Genomic DNA, 21885 nt, shown 5'->3' on the forward strand with positions numbered 1-21885 from the left:
TCAAACAAAATTCGAAGTTAGGCAGCCTGCTTGGCGTCCTTGATCAGCTTAGCGACGCGATCAGACACGCTGGCGCCTTGACCAACCCAGTGCTCGATACGAGCCAGATCCAGGTTCATCTTCTCGGCTTGACCAGAAGCCATGGGGTTGAAGAAGCCAACACGCTCGATGAAACGACCATCACGAGCGAAACGGCCATCAGCCACAACGACTTGGTAGAAGGGACGCTTCTTTGCGCCACCACGTTGCAAACGAATGGTTACCATAACCGTCCTCTTTAACTTGAATGAAATCGGGTCTGCAGAAAACACAGACCCTAGCTTAAAATAAGCCGCGACATTTTACTCAGAACCGCGCGGAATGCAACCAAACTGGCGGCCTTTCCGCGGTAAACCTCAGAACGGACCGCGGCCGAAGCCCCCCGGTGGCAGCATGTTCTTCATGTTACTCATCATCTTGCGCACGCCGCCCTTGCCGGACATCTTCTTCATCATCTTCTGCATCTGATCGAACTGCTTGAGCAGGCGGTTCACATCCTGCACCTGCACGCCGGAGCCCAGGGCGATGCGGCGCTTGCGGGATCCCTTGATGATATCCGGATGGCGGCGCTCCGCTGGGGTCATGGAGCCGATGATGGCCTCCATGCGCACCGTGAGCTTGTCATCGATCTGATCCTTGACGTTCTCCGGCAGGCCCGAGACCCCCGGCAGCTTGTCCAGCAGCCCCATCATGCCGCCCATGTTGCGCATCTGGGCCAGCTGATCCCGGAAGTCTTCCAGGTCGAAGCCCTTGCCCTTTTGCACCTTCTGCGCCAGGGCAGAGGCCTTCTCCTTATCGACCTTGCGCTCCATCTCCTCGATGAGGGAGAGCACGTCCCCCATGCCCAGGATGCGGGAGGCCACCCGATCCGGATGGAAGGGCTCCAGGGCCTCGGTCTTCTCCCCCATCCCCAGGAACTTGATGGGCTTGCCGGTGAGATGGCGCACCGACAGGGCGGCACCGCCCCGGGCGTCACCGTCGGTCTTGGTGAGGATCACCCCGGTCAGCGGCAGGGCTTCGTTGAAGGCCCGGGCCGTGTTGGCCGCATCCTGACCCGTCATGGCGTCCACCACGAACAGGGTTTCGATGGGGTTGACCGCCTGATGCAGCGCCTTGATCTCGTCCATCATCTCGCCGTCGACGTGCAGGCGACCGGCGGTGTCGATGAGCAGCACGTCGTAGAACTGCTTGCGGGCATGCTCGATGGCGCCCTGGGCGATGGCGATGGGGGCCTGGTCACTCTGGCTGGGGAAGAAGCTGACGCCGATCTCCTCGGCCAGCCGTTCCAGCTGCTTGATGGCCGCCGGACGATAGACGTCGGCACTGACCACCAGCACCTTCTTCTTGTGCCGCTCCTTGAGGAAGCGGGCCAGCTTGGCCACCGAGGTGGTCTTACCCGCCCCCTGCAGGCCCGCCATCAAGATGATGGCCGGCGGCTGGGTGGCCAGGTTGAGGCTCTCGTTGGCCTCCCCCATGACGCTCACCAGCTCTGACTGCACTATCTTGATGAAGGCCTGACCGGGACTCAGACTCTTGCTGACCTCCTGGCCCACCGCCCGCTCCTTGACCCGGGCGACGAACTCCTTGACCACCGGCAGGGCCACATCCGCCTCCAGCAGGGCCATGCGCACTTCCCGCAGGGTATCCTTGATATTCTCCTCGGTCAGGCGGCCCCGACCGGTCACGTTGCGCAGCGTCTGGGAAAGACGCTCGGTGAGATTCTCAAACATGCCGCATTCCTAAACTGATGGCGTAATGGCCGGAGATTATAACGCAAACCACCCCAAGATCTTAAGGCGTCGCTGGCGAGGGACTGCCTAGCCAGATATACTAAGGCCCGGCTGAATTTAAACTCCTAAAATTCAAGTAATTACGAAATGATTGTCCTGTCGATACTCGTCATCGCCCTTTACCTGCTGGCCACCCTGGCGGCCTTGCAGCAGCTGTTGACCGAGCGACAAGGTGGCCACTGGCCGCTGTGGACCCTGGTGGCGGGCGCCCTGGGGCTGCATCTGCTGCTGCTGTTCAATGAGATCACCGCCCTGGATACGGGCCAGGATCTGGGCCTCATCAAGGTGGCCTCGGCGGTCTCCTGGCTGGTCTGCCTGCTGCTGACCCTGCTGTGTCGCCGGCTCAACGGCTGGATACTGCTGCCGGTGGCCTATGGCTTTGCCATCTTGCTGCTGCTGGTGAACTACCTGATCCCCGGCCAATATGTCATCCACCTGGAGCGCCATCCCCTGGTGCTGTTGCATATCGCCCTGGCCCTCTCCAGCTATGCGGTGCTGATCATCGCCAGCCTGTTCACCCTGCTGCTGGCCTATCTGGATCATCACCTGAAGCAGCGCAAGCGGGTGGCCCTGCCCGGCCTGCCGCCCTTGCTGACCCTGGAACACAAGGTGATGCAGCTCATCGGGCTGGGCATAGCGCTGCTGACCCTCTCCATCGGCAGCGGCTGGCTGTTTCTCACCGACCCCTACTCCGCCCTCGCCAGCATGAAAGCCGGGTTGAGCATGGTGGCCTGGTGCCTCTATGTCATCCTGTTGTGGGGGCATCACTACCAGGGCTGGCGAGGCAAGACCCTGATTGTCTTCAGCCTGCTGGGCAGCACCCTGCTGACCCTGGCCTACTTTGGCAGTCGTGTCATCGTCGAGGTCCTCCTGGCCTGATGACCCCACGACGGCGCCAATTCCCTTCGTTGCTAGCCATTAAAGGATCCCTTAAGTGGACTCTATATCGACCAATGCCCTGCTGATCAGCCTGGTGGTGTTGCTGGTAATTTCTGCCTTCTTCTCCGGTTCCGAGACCGGCATGATGTCCCTCAACCGCTACAAGTTGCGCCACCTGGTGAAAAGCAAGCACAAGGGGGCCATGCGGGTGGAGGCCTTGCTGTCCCGGCCGGATCGCCTCATCGGCCTGATCCTCATCGGCAACAACCTGGTGAACATCCTCGCCTCCTCCATCGCCACCGTGCTGGCCATCCGGCTGTTCGGCGACCTGGGCATTGCCCTGGCCACCGCCGGCCTGACCATCGTCATCCTGATCTTCTCCGAGGTGACCCCCAAGACCCTGGCCGCCATGTACCCGGAGAAGGTGGCCTACCCCGCCTCCATCATTCTCAAGGGACTCATGTTCCTCCTCTACCCCCTGGTCCTGGCCTTGAACGGCCTGACGGGAGCCGTGCTGGCCCTGCTGGGCATCAAGGTGAAAAACAAAGATGACACCCTGAGCACCGAAGAGCTGCGCACCGTGGTGAACGAGGCCGGCGCCCTGATCCCCCGCCGCAACCAGGAGATGCTGCTGGGCATCCTGGATCTGAGCAAGGTGACGGTGGAGGAGATCATGGTGCCGCGTAACGAAATCTACGCCATCAACATCAACGACGAATGGAAGACCATACTGCGCCAGCTCACCAACACGCCCCACACCAAGGTGCTGCTCTACCGCGACAGCCTGGATGATGCCGTGGGCTTCGTCCATGCCCGGGAGGCGCTGCGCCTGCTGGCCAAGGATCAGTTCAACAAGGTTGAAGTGCTGCGTACCGTGCGGGAGGTGTACTACATCCCCGAGGGCACGGCGCTGAGCGTGCAGCTGGTCAAGTTCCAGCGCAACAAGGAGCGCATCGGCCTGGTGGTGGACGAATACGGCGATATCCGCGGTCTCACCACCCTGGATGACATACTGGAGGAGATAGTGGGGGACTTCACCACCAGCCTGGCCCCCAGCCTCAGCGAGGAGATCCAGGCCCTGCCCGAAGGCGGTTATCTGGTGGACGGCAGCATTCACCTGCGGGAGTTGGCCAAGGAGCTGGGCTGGGAGCTGAGCATGGAGGGGGCGGTCACCCTCAATGGCCTGATCCTGGAGTATCTGCAAGAGCTGCCCAAGCCTGGCGACAAGATAGAGCTGGATCAGCGTCTGATCGAGATATTGGCGGTGGAAAACAACATGGTGAAGCAGGCGCGCATCAGCGACCTGCCCCCCCAGAACGCTGACGCCTAACGGTACTCCTTGGCCCGCCGCACCACGTTGGCGGGCATCTGCTTGGCCAGCTGGGCCAACAGCCGGGATGCCTCGGCATGCTGCTTGGCGTCACCGATCACCGCATGGTGCAGCCAGCGATAGGCCTCCTCGTAATCCAGCGGGCTGCCCAGACCGTTGACCAGCATGCGCACCCAGGCGATCTGCGCCTTGACGAAGCCCAGGCTCGCCGCCTCCCGCATCAAGAGCGCCGCCTGGCGCGGATCCTTCTGCACAAAGGTGCCCTTGGCATAGTAGCGGCCCAGCTGTTCCAGAGCTGCCGGCAGCCCCTGCCTGGCCGCCTGCCACATGAAATCCACCCCCTGCTCGGCGTTCTTGGGCACACAGACGCCCCAGGCCAGCATGTCCCCCCACAGAAACTGGTAGGGCGGCAGCATCATCACCTTGGCCCGCGCCTCGATATCCTGCACCAGCTGGCAATCGTCGGCCTTGACCCGCTGCAGGTGGGTATTGTGGTTGATCCAGTCGATCAGCTCCTCGGGATCGTACAGCTGTACCGCCTGCATATTGCCATCGCTGTCATCCTCGCCGGTATCGGCAGCGCTGGAGACCGGCGGTGCCGGCGGCGCCGGTAAGGTACCATCCGACTCGCCAGGCTCTATGGGTTCGACGGGCTTGACGGCAGGCACGGCACCGCTGGCCGCCACCGGCTGCGCGGCGTCCTGGGTCGGCACATCCAACCCGGCAAAGATATCCTGGGTGGGCGCCAGATCGGCCGCCTGCAGGGTGCCGCAGGCCAACAGGCCACTCAGCCATAGGCTAGTTCGCTTCATGGACTCCTCCTGTATGACTGTCTATCGGCGTCCCGGCGGCTATCTTGAGGCCTACCCTCCCATAAAGAAAGGTCGTTGCAGGCATAAAAAAGGGGGCCAAGGCCCCCGGCAAGCGGATCCAGGCTCAATGCTCCCTGGCAAACTGTTCCCCCAGGGCGATGTCATCGCGCAAGGAGGGCAGCATGTTGTCCAGCTCCTGACGCTCCAGCGCGCTCAACGGGCCAATATCCAGCCACTCCTCGATACCGTTGGGCCCCAGGCGCACCCCTTGGGCAAAGAAGCGTGCGTAGTCGGTGTTGCCCTCCACGTAGGCATATTCCACCACGTTGGGCTCGCCTTCCATCGCCCGTACCAGCGCCTGGGTGAAACGGTAGCCCGCCATGGCCATGGAGAGGGTTGCCGAGCCGCCGCCGGCCTTGGCGTGCACCACCTCGGTACCGGCGTTTTGTACGTGCTCCGTGATGACGCTGGCCTCATCGTCACTGAACTGACAACCGGCCACCTGGGAGAGCAAGGGCAGTATGGTGGTGCCGCTATGGCCGCCGATGACCGGCACCCGCACCCGGCTGGGCTCCAGGCCACGGGCTTGGGCCACGAAGGTCTCGGCGCGGATCACGTCCAGGGTGGTGATGCCAAACAGCTTGCGCCTGTCGTACACCCCGGCCTGCTTCAGCACCTCGGCGGCGATGGGCACAGTGGTATTCACCGGGTTGGTGATGATGCCGATGCAGGCGTTCGGGCAGACCTTGGCGCAGTAACCGATGAGCTTTTGGATCACGGTGGCATTGAAGTTGAACAGATCGGAGCGATCCATGCCGGGCTTACGGGCCACCCCGGCGGGGATCATGACGATATCCGCGCCGGCCAGGGCGGCGGAGGGATCATCCCCGCAGAAGCCGGCGATCTTCAGCCGGGTCGGGATATGACTGAGATCCACGGCAATCCCCGGCGTCACCGGCGACAGATCATACAGGGCAAGCTCGAAGTGGGCGGGCAACTGGGCTTTGAACAACAGGGAGAGTGACTGGCCTATACCACCGGCAGCACCGAGAACGGCAACTTTCATAGTGGGCTCCATATCTGTTCACGCTGATAGGGTCTGTGCTTCTGAGTCCACCTTAGATGAAATTGCCAGTACCAGACAGGGAGGGAAGCCGTTTTTGTGAGCAACAAAACACTGATTTTATTAACGGCTTTTTAACAGAACACCAGGGTGGCGCCCGCCCCAGCAAGGCGCCATTTGAGGATCAACGGCCCAACTGAAAGGCCAGCACCCGCTTCTCCAACAGGCGGAACAACAGGGTCAGCGCCCCGTTGAACACCAGGTAGATGAGACCGGCCATGCCAAACACCCCCAGGGTATCGTAGGTCTGGCCCTGCAGCCGCTGGGCTATGCCCATCACATCCATGATGGTGATGGTGCTGGCCAGGGAGCTGCCCTTGAGCACCAGTATCACCTCGTTGGAATAGCCGGGTACGGCACGGCGCAAGGCCTGGCGCAGCTTCACCGACAGCGTCTGCCAGGCGGTCATGCCCAAGGCCTTGCAGGCCAGCACCTCGCCGCTGGGCACCGCATCCAGCGCCCCCTTGAACAGACGGGTGGAGTAGGCGGCGGTGTTGAACCCCAGGGCCAGCACGGCGCAGAACCAGGGCTGTTTCAGCCAGGGCCACAGCCAGCTGTGCTTGAGCCAGTCAAACTGGGCCGGCCCATAGTAGATCAGGAAGATCTGCACCAGCAGCGGCGTACCGGTAAACAGCAACAGATACACCTCCGTCAGTTGGCGCAGCACGGGGATCTTCTGTTCCAGCACCCAGGTCAGCAGCAGGGCCAGCAGGCCCCCCAGCAGCAGACTCATGATGGTCAGCTCCAGGGTCGTGGCCAGCCCGGTCAACAATTCAGCCAGATAGGGCATGGCCTAGCCTCCGTAGCGATGAGCATGCTGCTGGGCGCGTTTAAGCCACCAGCCGCTTACCAGGGTGATCAACAGATAGATGGCCGCCGCCAGGGCGTACCAGGTGAAGGGCTCATAACTGGAGGCCGAGTTCATCTGAGCTTGGCGCATCAGCTCGTTGACCCCGATGAGGGAGACCAGGGCCGTGTCCTTGAGCAGCACCAGCCACTGGTTGCCCAGGCCGGGGATGGCATGGCGCCAGGCCTGGGGCAACACGATGCGCAGGAAGGTGTGGCGCCCCGGCAGTCCCAGGGCCTGGGCCGCCTGCCACTGCCCGAGGGGCACGGCATTGAGGGCGGCCCGCAGGGTCTGGGTGCCGTATGACGCGAACAGCAGGGCCAGGGCCACCACGCCACACCAGAAGGGACTGAACTCGACGTAGTCACCCGTCAGGTAGAACAACACCTGGCTGGAGCCAAAATAGATAAACAGCACCACCAGTATCTCCGGCAGCCCCCGCACCAGGGTGGTCAGCCCCACCACGGGCCAGCGCAGCAGCCGGTAACGGCTCAGCTCTGCGGCGCTCAGCAGCAACGCCAGCACCAGGCCCGCCACCAGGGATACCAGGGCCAGCCCCACCGTCATCAGGGCCGCATCGAGTAACAGTCGCATCATGGCTTACTTGGCAAAGTAACGGTCGAAGATCTGCTGATAGGTCCCATTGGCCTTGATGGCCGCCAGCCCCTGATTCAGGCTATCCAGCAACGCCTGGTTGCCCTTGTTCACCGCGATGGCGAAGCCGGCACCGAAGTACTTGGCATCGGTGACCGGCTTGCCCAGCATCTGGTAACCCGGATGTTCCTTCAGCCACTCGGCCGCCACTGCGGTATCGGCAAACACGGCTTCCACCCGGCCGCTGGTCAGATCCAGCAAGGCGTTCTGATAGCTGGCATAGGGCACGGCCACCACACCTTGGTCCTTGAGCTGCTCCTGCAGGTAGGTCTGGTGAGAGGTGCCGTTCTGCACGCCGACATTCTTGCCGGCCAGCTCTTGTGCCTTGGCAAACTTGCCTTCGGCGATGACGAAGACCGCGGAGTTTTCGTAATAGATATCAGAGAAGTCCACCTGCTTGGCCCGCTCCGGCGTCACATCCATGGCGGCGATGGCGGCATCGAAGCGGCGGAACTTCAGGCTGGGGATCAGGCTGTCGAAGGCCTGGTTGTGGAAGCTGCAGGTCAGCTTGGCCTCGGCACAGATGGCCCGGGCCAGATCCATGTCGAAGCCCTGGAACTCGTTGTTGCTGTCCATGTACTCGAACGGCGGGTAAGTCGCCTCGGTGGCAAACTTCACCTCCTGGGCCATGGCCTGGCCGGCCAGCAGGGTCAGGGCTGCCAAGGCAAGAATGGATTTTTTCATGTCACACCTTCCTGGTTATCAATGGTTGAGGTAATCGGCAAACCGCTGGGTCTGCGGCTGAGCAAAGTGACTGGCGGGGCCCTGCTCCACTATCTGGCCACGCTCCAGATAGATGAGCTGGCTGGCGATACGGCGGGCGAACTCCACCTCATGGGTCACCACCACCTGGGTGATGCCGGTGGCCGCCAGCTTGCAGATGATGTCCGCCACCTCCTTGGTGATCTCCGGATCCAGCGCCGCCGTGGGCTCATCGAACAAGAGCACGCAGGGATCCATCATCAGGGCACGGGCGATGGCCACCCGCTGTTGCTGACCACCAGACAGGCTGGCCGGCCAGGCCTGAGCCTTGTCCGCCAGCTTGAGCTGGGTGAGCAGGTACATGGCCTTGTCGCGAGCCTCGGTCCGGTTCATGCCCAGCACCTTGATAGGGGCCTCCAGCAGGTTCTGCAGCACGCTCAGGTGCGGCCACAGGTGATACTGCTGGAATACCATGCCCACCTGGGTACGCAGGGCCCGGGTCTGGCGCTCAAACTCCCGGGACAGGGGATCGCAGGGGAAGCGAAACTGCTGACCGGCGATCTGCAGCTCACCGCAGTCCGGGATATCCAGCAGGTTCATCAGGCGGAGCAGGGAGCTCTTGCCGGCCCCGCTGGGGCCCAGCAGCACCAGGGTCTCCCCGGCCTCGCAGCGAAAGCTGATCTCGCTGAGGATGGTCTGCTTGAACCAAGACTTGGAGACCCCTTTCAACTCTATGCTCATCTGCCGTTTTTCACTCCGCTGGCGTTATTTGCGCCGATTCTAGTGACGACGTGAGTCAATGCAAGTTTTTTTGCATGGATATGCAGAACATTCCGCTGCTCCTTGCAAAAAATAGCATAGAGTTGCAAAATTAGATCCTGGAAAAACAACAGATTAATTGGTCATGAAGCCAGGCGAACGACAAGAACAGCTAATCAAAGCCTTCAAGGCGCTGCTCCGTGAGGAGCGTTTCGGCTCTCAGGCCGAGATCGTCTCGGCCCTGAACGAAATGGGTTACGAGAACATCAACCAGTCCAAGGTCTCCCGCATGCTCAGCCGGTTTGGCGCCGTGCGTACCCGCAATGCCAAGATGGAGATGGTTTACTGCCTGCCGGTGGAACTGGGGGTGCCGACCATCGCCACCCCGCTGAAGAACCTGGTGCTGGACGTGGACCACAACGGCCTCCTGCTGGTGATCCACACCAGTCCCGGTGCCGCCCAGCTGATCGCCCGCATGCTGGACTCACTTGGCAAGGCAGAGGGGATCCTGGGCACCATCGCCGGGGATGACACCATCTTCATCACCCCCACCGCCGAGACCGACCTCGACGAGTTGTATGACTCTGTGCTCGAACTGTTCGAGCAGACGGGTTAGGACTGACGACGTAGCAGAAAAAGGCCCCGCGACGGGCTAATGCTCATCAGTGAAGGCGCCGTTGGCGCCTTAACTGCATCAACAGCACGGTTTTTTGAGGCAAAAGCCAAACCTCACCCCCTCCCCTTGAACAAGGGGAGGGAAACATCGTTCCTCCCCCTTACCAAGGGGGAGGTCAGGAGGGGATGGCTTGCCTCTGGCAGCATCTCTGTTTCTTAACTGACCAGCATTACCCGCATTGCGGGGGCTTTTGCATTTGGCCGGCTCAGAGCCCTTCTTGGCTCAAAAAAGTCTCAGACGGGGCGAAGAAGGCGGCGCCTGTGTCGGCGTGAGTGAAGCGCAGCAGGTGGTCACAGTGCCCCTGACCATCCCCCTCATACATGCTGCGCAGCATGTCGCTGAAGTGGCAGGACGTGGCACAACAGGAGATAAAATAGAGCCCCTGCCGCTCCAGGGTCGCCCAGGGCATGGACTGGCGCAGTATCTCCTTGGTCTTGCCATGACCATCCTTGAGATTGGTGCGTTTGACGTGGGCGGTGAGGGGCTTGTCCGCCGAGGCGTACTCGACATTGTCCTGCTTGGTGCGGCCTATGGTGTCCTCCTGTTCCTTGAGGGAGAGACGCTGCCAACCGGCCAGGTTGTGGGTAAACCGCTGCACATGCAGATAGCTGCCGCCGGCAAATGGCCCCTCCGCCACCAGCGCCACCTCGGCTCTGTGCTCGCCCTGGGGGTTCTCGGTACCATCCACGAAACCGGTGAGATCCCGGCAGTCCTGATTGCGAAAGCCCATCACCTCCTCGGCCAGCATCAGGTGGCCGCCCAGCTTGGCCATCAGCCGTTGGGCAGCCAGGTGCAGCACGTCCACCCGATCGCCCCGCAGCTGGACAAACAGATCGAAGGGGGTGGCCACCGCCTGGCGCTCGCCGGCGCCCGGGGTGGGAAACGGCGCCAGCTCGGCCGGCCGCTCGCCGGGGTAGAGGCGAGCCCAGGCTGCCTCACCGATGGCCACCAGGCCAGTGAAGGCCGCCTCGGCAAACTCCTCCGCCACCTGGTGACACAGGGCTGGGAAGCCCGCCAGCTGGTGGCGCACCTCGTCCTCGTGACCGGCCGCCACATTGAACATCAGATAGTACCCATGCAGGTTGGGTTCGGCACAAATACCGGCTTGCGGCGTCATACTGGCTCTCCTCTAAATGCGTTGGTCTAGGTTATTCCATGGGCCGGCTGCGCTTGCAAGCCCAATGCGGGCCGGCCTTGACCCCAGATAAAAAATCCCGGCCTAAGCCGGGATAACAGGATGCTTACTCGACAGATATCTGGATTAGAGCGCTTCGTCGTCCACTTCACCGGTACGGATGCGGATGACATGGGCCAAATCGAACACGAAAATCTTGCCGTCACCAATCTTGCCGGTATAGGCCGCCTTGCTGATGGCTTCGATGACCGGCTCCACGTTGTCATCCTGGGTAGCGATCTCCAGCTTCACCTTGGGCAGGAAATCCACCTGATACTCGGCGCCACGATACAGCTCGGTATGCCCTTTTTGCCGGCCAAAGCCCTTGACCTCGGAGACAGTCATACCGTCGATGCCCAGGGCCGATACGGCCTCACGGACATCGTCCAGCTTGAACGGTTTGATGATAGCGCTGATCAGTTTCATGGGCGTGCCTCTTGCAGAAGGAGTGATGTTTCCCAGACAGATTCAATGTCTGTGCCAGCTATGCAATATCCGGTAAATGGCGTCGTTTGCCCCCTCATGCCGTGACAGTGACCACCAGACGCCACGCAATGGTGCGCATCGCCCTGAGTAACGCACCAAATGTGGGCTCAGCCTTCCGCGACAAACTGCTGCCAGGCCCGCAGCAGCAGGGCAAAGTCCACCAGACCACAGCCCCCCAGGGACTCCTCGTCGTAGTAGCTGAGGTCGGGCTCCAGTTCTTCGTCAAACTCGAAGCGCAGGGCGTTGTCCACCAGCTCCACCTCCTCGCTTTCCAGGTGCAGGCTGAAGGCCTGGCCGTAATGGCTCACCTGCTCCTTCTCACCCGCCTCCAGCGCCGCTATATCCGCCAGCAAGGCTTCCAGACGAGGCAGATCCGCCCCCAGCTCCTCGCTCAGCCAACGGCCAAACACCTCCTGCCCCATGGCCACCTTGGCCTTCAGCCGTCCCTGGGTATCCCGGATAAATTCGTATTCCATGGCACACCTCCTGACCAGCCTCGAGTCTACCCTGAGCCGGCCGCCGGCCCAACAAAAAAGCCCCGCCAAATGGCGGGGCTCATGACAGCCGGAGGGCTGTGCGTTAGATGGAGGACTTGACGCTGACGAACTCGGGGTAGGCATCCACACCGCAGTCGTGGATGTCCATCCCGGTGATCTCTTCTTCCTCGGAGACACGCAGACCCATGGTGGCCTTGAGTACACCCCAGACCAGCAAGGAGGCGGCGAATACCCAGCCGAAGATCACGGCAGCACCCAGCAGCTGGCTGCCGAAGGTAGCGTCGCCATTGCTGAACGGCACGGCCATGACACCGAAGAAACCACAGACACCGTGGACTGAGATGGCGCCTACCGGATCATCGATCCGCACCTTGTCGATGGCCACGATGGCATAGACCACCAGCACACCGGCCAGGGCACCGATCAGCACGGCCAGCATGGGGCTCGGATGCAGCGGGTCGGCGGTGATGGCCACCAGACCGGCCAGGGCACCGTTCAGCACCATGGTCAGGTCGGCCTTGCCCCAGGTCAGCTTGGTGACGATCAGGGCGGCCAGACAGCCGGCACAGGCGGCGGCATTGGTGTTCAGGAACACCTGGCCCACGGCAATGGCGTTTTCGGCATCAGACACCATCAGCTGGGAACCGCCGTTGAAACCGAACCAGCCCATCCACAGGATGAAGGTCCCCAGGGTCGCCAGAGGCATGTTGGAACCGGGGATCGGGTAGATTTCACCGTTCTTGCCATACTTGCCACGACGGGCACCCAGCAGCAGCACACCGGCCAGGGCGGCGGCGGCGCCGGCCATGTGGACTATGCCGGAGCCGGCGAAGTCAGAGAAGCCAGCGGCGCTCAGGAAGCCACCACCCCAGGTCCAGAAACCTTCTACCGGATAGATGACGCCGGTCATCACCACGGAGAACAGCAGGAAAACCCACAGCTTCATCCGCTCGGCCACGGCACCGGAGACGATGGACATGGCGGTGGCGACAAACACCACCTGGAAGAAGAAGTCAGATTCCAAGGAGTGGCTGGCATCGGCCGCCTGGGTACCGATCAGGGTGCCCAGGGTGGGCAGCCAACCCCCTTCGGGGTTATCCACATACATGATGTGGTAGCCGATGAACAGGTACAGGGTACAGGCGATGGCGTACAGCAGTATGTTCTTGGTCAGGATTTCGGTGGTGTTCTTGGCCCGCACCAGACCGGCTTCCAGCATGGCGAAACCGGCTGCCATCCACATCACCAGGGCACCTGTGATGAGGAAATAGAAGGTATCGAGGGCGAAGCGTAGCTCGCCAACTGTGGTGGTTAATTCTTCCATGTTATATCTCCCTGATTATCTTAAAGCGCTTCCGTGTCCAGCTCGCCGGTACGGATCCGCACGGCGTGGGACAAGTCATAGACGAAGATCTTGCCGTCACCGATCTTGCCGGTATAGGCGGCCTTGCAGATGGCTTCGATGACGTTCTCGACGTTCTCGGCGGCGGTGGCGATTTCCAGCTTCACCTTGGGCAGAAAATCCACCTGGTATTCGGCACCCCGGTACAGTTCGGTGTGACCCTTCTGGCGACCAAAGCCTTTTACTTCTGAGACGGTCAATCCTTCGACCCCCAGGCTGGAGATGGCTTGGCGCACATCGTCCAACTTGAACGGCTTGATAATGGCGGTAATCAATTTCATCCTGAACTCTCCTGCTAGACGGTCATAAAGTTTCGCCGCTAGGTTTTAATCAAGAGTCATGCCAACCCGTCAGTGGGTCGCCGATCCCCCTGGCGCCCCTGATCCGGCCCCCACCCCCGCCGAGCCACCGCCCCTCATCCCGGCAGGCCCCAAAGATAACCGCCAAATCGGTGCAAACTGCGCACTTAATGGTCATGGCGGTGCAACTCCAGGCCCCCTCCCGGCACTAGGCAAAAAAAAAGCCTCATAACGAGGCTTTTTATGGGGTTACTGGGTCCAATCCCGGACCTATGTTCATCAGGCCGGCTGGCTAAAGATCACCGCCTCGGCCTTCTGCACATAGCTGCCGATCTCGTTGAAGTTGAGATAGCGATAGGTGTCCGCCGCCGTGGCATCCAGCTTGGCCGCATACTGCAGGTACTCGGGCACGCTGGGGATCTTGCCCAGGATGGCCGCCACCGCCGCCAGCTCCGCCGAGGCCAGGTAGACGTTGGCCCCCTTGCCCAGCCGGTTGGGGAAGTTGCGGGTGGAGGTGGACACCACGCTCGCGCCGTCGGCGACCCGGGCCTGGTTCCCCATGCACAGGGAGCAGCCGGGGATCTCGATGCGGGCCCCGACCCGGCCGAAGATGCCGTAGTAACCCTCCTCGGTGAGCTGATCCCGGTCCATCTTGGTGGGCGGCGCTATCCACAGGCGGGTCGCCAGCTGGCCGCTGAACTGGTTGAGCAGCTTACCGGCGGCGCGGAAGTGACCTATGTTGGTCATGCAGGAGCCGATAAACACCTCGTCGATCTGGTCGCCGGCCACGGCGCTCAGCAGACGGGCATCGTCCGGATCGTTGGGGGCACACAGGATGGGCTCTTTTATGCTGTCCAGATCGATCTCGATGACCGCCGCATACTCGGCGTCGGCATCGGCCTCCATCAGCTCCGGTTTGGCCAGCCAGGCTTCCATCCCCTGGATACGGCGCTCAATGGTGCGCACGTCGCCATAGCCTTCGGCCAGCATCCACTTCAACATGACGATGTTGGAGTTGAGGAACTCGATGATGGGTTCCTTATCCAGCTTGATGGTACAGCCGGCGGCGGAGCGTTCGGCACTGGCATCCGCCAGCTCGAACGCCTGTTCCACCTTCAGCTGAGGCAAGCCTTCGATCTCCAGGATGCGGCCGGAGAAGATGTTCTTCTTGCCCGCCTTCTCCACGGTCAGCAGGCCCATCTGAATGGCCTGGTAGGGAATGGCATGCACCAGATCCCGCAGGGTGATGCCCGGCTGCAGCTGGCCCTTGAAGCGCACCAACACGGACTCGGGCATGTCCAGCGGCATGACGCCGGTGGCGGCGGCAAAGGCCACCAGGCCGGAGCCCGCCGGGAAGGAGATGCCGATGGGGAAACGGGTGTGGGAGTCACCGCCGGTGCCCACGGTATCCGGCAGCAGCATGCGGTTGAGCCAGCTGTGGATCACGCCGTCCCCCGGGCGCAGGGAGACACCGCCCCGGTTCATGATGAAGTCCGGCAGGGTGTGGTGAGTGGTCACGTCCACCGGCTTGGGATAGGCCGCGGTGTGGCAGAAGGACTGCATCACCAGATCGGCGGAGAAGCCCAGGCAGGCCAGATCCTTGAGTTCGTCCCGGGTCATGGGACCCGTGGTGTCCTGGGAGCCGACGGTGGTCATCTTGGGCTCGCAGTAGGTGCCGGGCCGCACGCCCGCCACGCCGCAGGCCTTGCCCACCAGCTTCTGGGCCAGGCTGAAGCCCTTGCCGCTGTCGGCCACCGGCTTGGGCCGCTTGAAGACGTCGGAATGGTTCAGCCCCAGGGTCTCCCGGGCCTTGTCGGTGAGACCGCGCCCTATGATGAGCGGGATCCGGCCACCGGCCCGCACCTCGTCCAGCAACACCTCTGTCTTCAGGGAGAAGGTGGAGAGCACCTCGTCGCTGCCGTGACGGGTCACCTTGCCCTCATAGGGATAGAGATCGATGACATCCCCCATGTTGAGGGCGGAGACGTCCAGCTCGATGGGCAGGGCGCCGGCATCCTCCATGGTGTTGAAGAAGATGGGGGCTATCTTGCCACCCAGGCAGACGCCGCCGGCCCGCTTGTTGGGCACGTGGGGAATGTCGTCCCCCATGAACCAGAGCACTGAGTTGGTGGCGGACTTGCGGGAGGAGCCGGTGCCCACCACGTCACCCACGTACACCAGGGGGAAGCCCTTGGCCTTCAGGGTGTCGATGGTCTTGATGGGGCCCACCGCCCCCTCTTCATCCGGCTCGATACCGGGGCGGGCGTTCTTCAGCATGGCCTTGGCATGCAGGGGGATGTCCGGGCGGGACCAGGCGTCCTGAGCCGGCGACAGGTCATCGGTGTTGGTTTCGCCCGGCACCTTGAACACGGTGAGGGTCAGCTTGTCGGCCAGCTTGGGCCGGGAGAGGAACCACTCGGCCTCGGCCCAGGAGGTCATCACCTGGCGAGCATAGGCATTGCCGGCCTGCATCTTGGCGGCCACGTCGTGGAAGGCATCAAACAGCAGCAGGGTGTGGGACAGGGCCTTAGCCGCCAGGGGAGCCAGGCTGGCGTCATCCAGCAGTTCGATGAGGGGGGCTATGTTGTAGCCGCCCTGCATGGTGCCCAGCAGCTCGGTGGCCTGCTCGGCGCTGAGGATGGGGGAGCGGGCCTCGCCCTTGGCCACGGCGGCCAGGAAGCCAGCCTTGACGTAGGCGGCCTCGTCCACCCCTGGCGGCACCCGGTCGGACAACAGCGCCAGCAGGGCCGCTTCTTCACCGGCCGGCGGCGCCTTCAGCAATTCCACCAGGCCCGCCATCCATTCGGCACTCAGGGGCAAGGGGACCACACCTTCGGCGGCCCGTTCGGCCACATGTTTACGGTAGTTCTCTAGCACATTCGATTCCTCATCTTCTCGGGTCACGCAAGACCCTCATCCGTGATAGGGGGCAAGGCCCGCCGGGCTGGCGTAACTATATCGGGTTTACCCCTGAATTTAAAATTCGTGCCTCAGTCATGGCTGAGGGCATTCCCGATGAACAGATAGACGCTGTCCTCCCCGTCATCGGTCCGGCCATAGGCCAGGTAGACGGGGCCCAGGAAGGTATCCGCCGCCACAAACAGGCTGCCCCCCAGGACGCCACTGCCCCAGTTGATATCGTGGCGATCGTTCCAGATCCCACCGCGCTCCAGGGAGCCGCCCAGGTAGATGGGTAGCTTGATGGCGCCCAGATCGTTGTCCAGCAGCCGATAGTGATAGATAAGCCCGCCAAACAGCTTGTAGCGCCCGTTGAGCTCATAGCGCTGCAGGCCGGAGAGGTTGAACAGGCCCCCCAGATCCTGCATGAAGAAGGGATTGAGGCTGTTCACCGTGGTGCCCCCCCAGGTGAAGCGCCCGATCAGGCTGTGGCGGTCCCAGGCCCAGGGGTGGGTCACATCCAGGCTGGAGCTGAGCCCCCAGTCCGCATCCCCCACCAGGCCGGCATCACCGTCCGGCCGGTAGTAGGCGACCTCGCTCTGCCACTGCCAGCCGCGCCGCGGGAAGAAGGCGTTGTCCAGGGTGTCGTGCTCCCAGCGACCATAGTAGCCCCAGCTGGTCACCCGCCCATGATCATCCGCCCCCTGAAACTGTAGCCGAGAGTGGGTGGCCCGTCCCCCGAGGGCCACCTGGGCCCAGGGCGCCGGGTTCCAGCCCAGCTCCAGCTGCCCCTGCCAGCTGGTATCTTCCAGGTTCATGTAGCTCAGCCCCAGGGACTGATACTCGGGCAGATTGCTCAGATAGTAGGCCCGGGTCTCGTTCTGATAGCTGCCCACCAGGCGGGTAAAGAAGCGCTGATGGCTGTCCAGCGGCGCATACAACTCGGTCTGCACCCGCTTGTCGTTGCCGCCCTGCAGCTCGTTGCGCCACTCGGCCCCCAGCTCATTGAGGTTGGTCAGGGTGTAGGAGAGGCCCAAACTGTATTGGGAGCGGGAGCTGTAATCCTCTTCCACCCCCAGGGAGAAGTCCACATAGCCAGGTCCCCAGCGTTTCTCCTGGGCCTCCACCACCAGCACATTCTCGTCCTGCTGCTGCTCCAGGCGGTAGGTGACCCGCTCGAAGGTGCCCAGGGCGTTGATGCGATCCACCCCCGCCTCCAGCTCCGCATTGGTCTGTAGCTGACCCGGGGTGACCTGCAGCAGGTTGGTGAGCACAGTATCGCTGAGCCGCGAGTGGTTGATGAGCTGGATCCTGTCCACATAGACCCCGGGCTGACGGGTGTACTGGGCCCGCCGGCTCAGCTTGGTCAGCTGATAGGCCCGCCAGTCGGCATCCGACAGACGCAGATCGTTAAGCTGGTTGAGCTGCGCCAGGGTGGCGAGCTCCCCCAGGGGCACTATGTCCGCCATCTTGGCGAAGTCCGCCACATTGAAGCTGGCCACCTTGGGACGGATCAGCACATCCTGAGGCCGCATCAGGTTGATCTGGCGCTGGGTTCCCTCCCCGGTCAGGTGGATCACCAGCTGGTTGACCATGTCCAGGGCGCTGTTGAGCTGTTCCCTTCCCTGCAGTGAATCCGAGATGTCCACCGCGATGACGCGATCCGCCCCCATGGCCAGAGCCAGATCCACCGGCATGTTGTTGACTATCCCCCCGTCCCCCAACAGGCGGCCATCGATCTCCACCGGCTTCAGGGCCGCCGGGATCGACATGGAGGCCTGCATGGCCAGAGCCAGGTTGCCGTGATCCAGCACCACGGGCTGGATGGTCTCCAGATCCGTGGCCACGGCCCGATAGGGAATGGGCAGGTCATCGAAGCTCTTGAGGGACGGCAGATTGCCACTGGCCTCCCGCAGCAGCACCGCCATGCCCTGGCCCTGGAACAGGCCCTCCGGCAGCTTCACCTGGCCATCGCTCACCCCCAGGTCGGTCTGCAGCTGAAAGCTGTCCTGCTGCTGCTTGCGCCGCAGGGGCAACAGATCCCGGCTGACCCCGTCGTTGTAGCCCTGATTCCAGTCCAGCCCCAGGGTCAGGCGCTGCACCTCGTCGGCCGACAGCCCCAGGGCATACATGCCCGCCACATAGGAGCCCATGCTGGTGCCGATGACGATATCCACCGGGATGTGCTCCCTCTCCAGCACCTTGAGTACCCCTATGTGGGCTGCCCCCTTGGCGCCCCCGCCGCTGAGCACCAGGGCCACCTTGGGCCGATGAAGTTGGGTGGTGGCCGCCTGCGTGACCGCCGACGCCAGGCAAGCCAGCAGCAGTAACAGGTAGGCGGGTTGAGATAACCGAGAGCGTCTTGGCGTCATGAAATTCCCTGAAGTGACACGGGGGCCAGAGTAAGCGGATCCTTGAGGAGGCTCATGCTAACCAGATTGCCTGGCAAACAGAAGTCCGGCGCATCAGGCGCTGGCCCGGTACCACACATAGAGGGCCAGCAACCCCATCAACAGCGGCTGATGCAGCAGATAGATGGCCAAGGAGTGGCGCCCCAGCCAGGCCAACGGACGCCATCCGCCCCCGCCCCGCCGTCCCAGCCACGCCGCCAGGGGCGTCTGCGCCAGGGACATGCCCAGCAACACCACGCCCAACCAGGGCAACAGGGGGACATAGTCTTCCGTGGCGGGTTTGTGGGCTGCCAGGCCCAGCCAGTTTAGCCAGCGCGGGTCCATCGCCGGGAACGCCAACAGGCCGCCGGCCAACAGGCACAGGAGTGCCAAGGGCAGCAGGACGCGGTGACGCAACCAGGCCGCCCGGGAGAGCCAGAGACGGCTCAGCAGCCAGGTCAGGCTGATGAAGTGCAGCACCCCAAAGTAGATGAAACGCTGATGGAACATGCCCCAGGACACCAGGCTGATGAGCAGGGCACAGCCGGTCAGCCGGGCCCAACGGCGCCAGAAACGCGCCGCAGACTGGCCACGGGCCAACACCAGGCTCATGCCCACCAGCAGCAAGAACAGGCTGACGATGAGATCCCGCCAGACGATCCAGCGCCAGTCGCTGAGCAGCTGGAAGTGGGCCAGGCGCCAATAGGTCAGATCGAAACAAAAATGAAACGCCACCATCATCAGGATGGCGATGCCCCGCAGGGCATCCAGCCCCATGAGGCGGGCCTGTGCCGTCGCCGAGGGCCCATGTGACCAGGACATCATCACCTCCCTGTGATCCCGGAATATCAGTGACCCTGCTTGGCCGGCTCCGCCGGGCTGATCTGCTGGATCGCTATAAAAAACAGCAGGCAAACGTATGCGCATCGAGACAACCGAAAGAGTCTTTGCGTCATGGATTCCCCCCTGGCTACACTCTGACCCGCGTAAGCGGATCATCGAGGAAACCATGCTAACCAGATTGACCATCAAACAGAAGATCCTCGCCGGCATCGGCCTGGCGGTGTTGATCACAGCCCTGGCGATAGGCAGCCTGAACATCAGCCTGATCGGCGGCGCCATGGAGCAGCGGCTGATCCAGCAGGAGCTGCCCACCCAGCTGCAAAGCATCGGCAAGGCGGTGGAAAAGGAGCTGGACTCCCTGGCCCAGGCGGCCCAACAGCTGGCCGGCGATCCCCAGATCGGCCGCTGGTTTGCCGAGGGCCGGGATCCGGCCCTGGAACCCTTGATCATCGACAAACTCAAGGCGGTGCGCAGCCAGTACGGCCTGATGGACGCCTCAGTGGTGGATCGGCAATCCGCCGCCTACTACAACCAGAACGGCTTCCTGCGTCTGCTGACCCCGGAACAGGATGGCTGGTTCTACGCCTACAACCAGAGTCCGGATCCCCTGATGCTCAGCGTGTTCCGCGAGCCCACCGGCGAGGTCAAGCTGTTCGTCAACTTCAAGCAGCTGGACGGCCGAGTCGCCTCCGGCCTATCCAAGTCCCTGGACAGCATGATCCAGACCCTGAGCCAGTTCCGCCTGGAGCAAAGCGGCTTCGTCTTCATGACCGATGGCCAGGGGCTGCTGAAGGTACACCCGGACACGGCCCGCATCGATCATGGGACCTTGACCAGCCTGTATGGTGAGGCAGCCCAAGCCCTGCTGGACCATCAACCGTTTGCCCTGCAACGGGTGGTGCTGGACGGCCAGCCCCTGCTGGTGGCCAGCCACTATCTGCCGGCGTTGGACTGGTATCTGGTGCTGCAGGTGCCGGAGGCGGAGATCTTCGCCGGCCTCAACCAGGCCAAGCTCTATACCCTGCTGCTGGTCGTGGTCACCCTGATGGTGATGGGGCTGTTTGCCCTCTGGCTGGCCGCCGGGATCAGCCGGCCCATCGCCCGTCTGGCGGGCACCTTCGAGGCGCTGGGCTCAGGCCACGGGGATCTCACCCAGCGGCTGGCGGTGACCCGGCAGGACGAGCTGGGCCGGCTGACCCGTGGCTTCAACAACTTCATCGCCAAGATCCACGGCTCATTGACCCAGGTGGCGGGCACCTCCGCCGAGCTGGCCGGCGCCGCCGAGCAGGTGGCCGGCCGCGCCGAGCAGAGCCATCACAACAGCCAGACCCAGAAGGACAGCACCCTGCAGGTGGCCACCGCCATCAACGAGATGGGCGCCACTGTGGCGGAGATCGCCAACAACGCCGCCCTGGCTGCCGATACCGCCAACGAGGCCAATCGCGAGTCAGACCAGGGGCAACAGGTGATAGTGCAGACCAGGAAGGCCATGGCCAGCCTGGCGGACGAGATCGCCGAGGCGGCTGGGGTCATCGGCACCCTGGCGGAGCAGACCCAGAGCATCGGCAGCATACTGGAGGTGATCCGGGGCATCTCGGAGCAGACCAATCTGCTGGCGCTGAACGCGGCCATCGAAGCCGCCCGCGCCGGCGAGCAGGGCCGCGGCTTTGCCGTGGTGGCCGACGAGGTGCGCCACCTGGCCCGCCGCTCCGCCGAGGCCACCGAGGAGATACAGGGCATGATCAACCGTCTGCAGGGCGAGTCCGGCAAGGCGGTGAGCGTGATGCAGAGCGGCCAGGCCCGCGCCCAGCAGGTGGTGGCAGAAGCCCAGCAGGCGGAACAGGCCCTGGGTCACATCGCCGGCTACATCAGCCAGATCAACGACATGAACATCCAGGTCGCCACCGCCACCGAGGAGCAATCCAGCGTGGTGGGAGAGATCAACCGCAACGTGGATGAGATCAACAACCTGACCCTGGCCAGCGCCGGCATCGCCGAGGAGCAGACCCGCACCAGTCAGGATCTGCGCCAGCTGGCCCGCCAGCTGGATGCCCTGCTGGGGGAGTTCCGTCTCTAAGCCGCCGTCGCGCGCAATAAAAACGCCATCCTCTGGATGGCAATGTGGGTCAGTTAAGCAGCGGAGACTCATGAAGGGGCTCCAGTGGCAGCCATCCCCCACCTAACCTCCCCCTTGGTAAGGGGGAGGAGCAAAGCATCGCCCTTGACCTTGGGAGGTGGGCGAAGGCTTCCCTCCCCTTGTTCAAGGGGAGGGCTAGGGTGGGGTT

The 21885-nt window shown here is 62.9% G+C and carries 20 protein-coding genes; 4 read left to right on the forward strand and 16 right to left on the reverse strand.

The annotated features are described in order from the left end of the window. Window positions 1–17 precede the first annotated feature (17 nt). On the reverse strand, window positions 18–266 hold the full coding sequence (gene rpsP / locus ABHF91_RS15155; RefSeq protein WP_409421082.1) for a 30S ribosomal protein S16: 249 nt from the start codon (window positions 264–266) through the stop codon (window positions 18–20). Between the two features lie 129 nt (window positions 267–395). Then, window positions 396–1769: a signal recognition particle protein gene (ffh, locus tag ABHF91_RS15160; RefSeq protein ID WP_409421083.1), complete on the reverse strand. Its 1374-nt coding sequence runs from the start codon at window positions 1767–1769 to the stop codon at window positions 396–398. Window positions 1770–1916: 147 nt separating this feature from the next. On the opposite strand from ffh, the gene ABHF91_RS15165 reads away from it, so the two are divergent. Next, window positions 1917–2708 (forward strand): inner membrane protein YpjD, encoded by a 792-nt coding sequence (locus ABHF91_RS15165; RefSeq protein ID WP_409421084.1) that lies wholly within the window; start codon window positions 1917–1919, stop codon window positions 2706–2708. Between the two features lie 55 nt (window positions 2709–2763). After that, entirely contained in the window at window positions 2764–4038 is a 1275-nt protein-coding gene (locus ABHF91_RS15170) for an HlyC/CorC family transporter (protein WP_409421085.1), read from the forward strand. Here ABHF91_RS15170 and ABHF91_RS15175 read toward each other — a convergent pair. The 6 genes from ABHF91_RS15175 to ABHF91_RS15200 all read right to left on the reverse strand — a co-directional run bounded on the left by ABHF91_RS15175 (window position 4035) and on the right by ABHF91_RS15200 (window position 8917). Further along, complete coding sequence (locus ABHF91_RS15175; protein ID WP_409423135.1) at window positions 4035–4583, reverse strand: tetratricopeptide repeat protein; 549 nt, start codon at window positions 4581–4583, stop codon at window positions 4035–4037. The genes ABHF91_RS15170 and ABHF91_RS15175 overlap by 4 nt on opposite strands. A 391-nt stretch (window positions 4584–4974) precedes the next feature. Beyond that, complete coding sequence (gene mdh, locus ABHF91_RS15180; protein WP_409421086.1) at window positions 4975–5916, reverse strand: malate dehydrogenase; 942 nt, start codon at window positions 5914–5916, stop codon at window positions 4975–4977. A 181-nt stretch (window positions 5917–6097) separates the two neighbouring features. Next, on the reverse strand, window positions 6098–6763 hold the full coding sequence (gene artM, locus ABHF91_RS15185; RefSeq protein ID WP_409421087.1) for an arginine ABC transporter permease ArtM: 666 nt from the start codon (window positions 6761–6763) through the stop codon (window positions 6098–6100). Window positions 6764–6766: 3 nt separating this feature from the next. Continuing rightward, complete coding sequence (gene artQ / locus ABHF91_RS15190; protein ID WP_409421088.1) at window positions 6767–7417, reverse strand: arginine ABC transporter permease ArtQ; 651 nt, start codon at window positions 7415–7417, stop codon at window positions 6767–6769. Between the two features lie 3 nt (window positions 7418–7420). Then, the gene (locus ABHF91_RS15195; RefSeq protein WP_409421089.1) at window positions 7421–8158 is read right to left on the reverse strand and encodes a lysine/arginine/ornithine ABC transporter substrate-binding protein; all 738 of its coding nucleotides are present in this window, start codon (window positions 8156–8158) and stop codon (window positions 7421–7423) included. Between the two features lie 18 nt (window positions 8159–8176). Further along, window positions 8177–8917 carry an ATP-binding cassette domain-containing protein gene (locus tag ABHF91_RS15200; RefSeq protein ID WP_409421090.1) on the reverse strand — a complete coding sequence of 247 codons (741 nt, stop codon included), beginning with the start codon at window positions 8915–8917 and terminating at the stop codon, window positions 8177–8179. 163 nt (window positions 8918–9080) lie between these two features. Between ABHF91_RS15200 and argR the strand changes: the two genes are divergently transcribed. Beyond that, window positions 9081–9551, forward strand: coding sequence for a transcriptional regulator ArgR (argR, locus tag ABHF91_RS15205; RefSeq protein ID WP_409421091.1), 471 nt, complete (start codon window positions 9081–9083; stop codon window positions 9549–9551). A gap of 265 nt (window positions 9552–9816) precedes the next feature. Here argR and ABHF91_RS15210 read toward each other — a convergent pair whose 3' ends face one another. The 8 genes from ABHF91_RS15210 to ABHF91_RS15245 form a co-directional block, all read right to left on the reverse strand. Continuing rightward, the gene (locus ABHF91_RS15210; RefSeq protein WP_409421092.1) at window positions 9817–10728 is read right to left on the reverse strand and encodes a Dyp-type peroxidase; all 912 of its coding nucleotides are present in this window, start codon (window positions 10726–10728) and stop codon (window positions 9817–9819) included. Window positions 10729–10872: 144 nt separating this feature from the next. Beyond that, window positions 10873–11211 carry a P-II family nitrogen regulator gene (gene glnK / locus ABHF91_RS15215; RefSeq protein ID WP_345012889.1) on the reverse strand — a complete coding sequence of 113 codons (339 nt, stop codon included), beginning with the start codon at window positions 11209–11211 and terminating at the stop codon, window positions 10873–10875. 167 nt (window positions 11212–11378) lie between these two features. Beyond that, window positions 11379–11747 (reverse strand): YacL family protein, encoded by a 369-nt coding sequence (locus ABHF91_RS15220; RefSeq protein ID WP_409421093.1) that lies wholly within the window; start codon window positions 11745–11747, stop codon window positions 11379–11381. 103 nt (window positions 11748–11850) lie between these two features. Beyond that, on the reverse strand, window positions 11851–13092 hold the full coding sequence (locus tag ABHF91_RS15225) for an ammonium transporter (RefSeq protein WP_409421094.1): 1242 nt from the start codon (window positions 13090–13092) through the stop codon (window positions 11851–11853). A gap of 20 nt (window positions 13093–13112) precedes the next feature. After that, complete coding sequence (glnK, locus tag ABHF91_RS15230) at window positions 13113–13451, reverse strand: P-II family nitrogen regulator (RefSeq protein ID WP_409421095.1); 339 nt, start codon at window positions 13449–13451, stop codon at window positions 13113–13115. A 297-nt stretch (window positions 13452–13748) separates the two neighbouring features. Further along, window positions 13749–16346: a bifunctional aconitate hydratase 2/2-methylisocitrate dehydratase gene (gene acnB, locus ABHF91_RS15235; protein WP_409421096.1), complete on the reverse strand. Its 2598-nt coding sequence runs from the start codon at window positions 16344–16346 to the stop codon at window positions 13749–13751. A 113-nt stretch (window positions 16347–16459) separates the two neighbouring features. Beyond that, window positions 16460–18739, reverse strand: a complete 2280-nt coding sequence (locus ABHF91_RS15240) for a patatin-like phospholipase family protein (protein WP_409421097.1) — start codon at window positions 18737–18739, stop codon at window positions 16460–16462. A 93-nt stretch (window positions 18740–18832) separates the two neighbouring features. After that, window positions 18833–19579: a heparan-alpha-glucosaminide N-acetyltransferase gene (locus tag ABHF91_RS15245; RefSeq protein ID WP_409421098.1), complete on the reverse strand. Its 747-nt coding sequence runs from the start codon at window positions 19577–19579 to the stop codon at window positions 18833–18835. Between the two features lie 187 nt (window positions 19580–19766). Between ABHF91_RS15245 and ABHF91_RS15250 the strand changes: the two genes are divergently transcribed. Beyond that, on the forward strand, window positions 19767–21677 hold the full coding sequence (locus tag ABHF91_RS15250) for a methyl-accepting chemotaxis protein (RefSeq protein WP_409421099.1): 1911 nt from the start codon (window positions 19767–19769) through the stop codon (window positions 21675–21677). The last annotated feature ends 208 nt before the right edge of the window (window positions 21678–21885 follow it).

It is taken from the genome of Pseudaeromonas aegiceratis (assembly GCF_046254905.1).
Classification (GTDB): Bacteria; Pseudomonadota; Gammaproteobacteria; order Enterobacterales; family Aeromonadaceae; genus Pseudaeromonas; species Pseudaeromonas aegiceratis.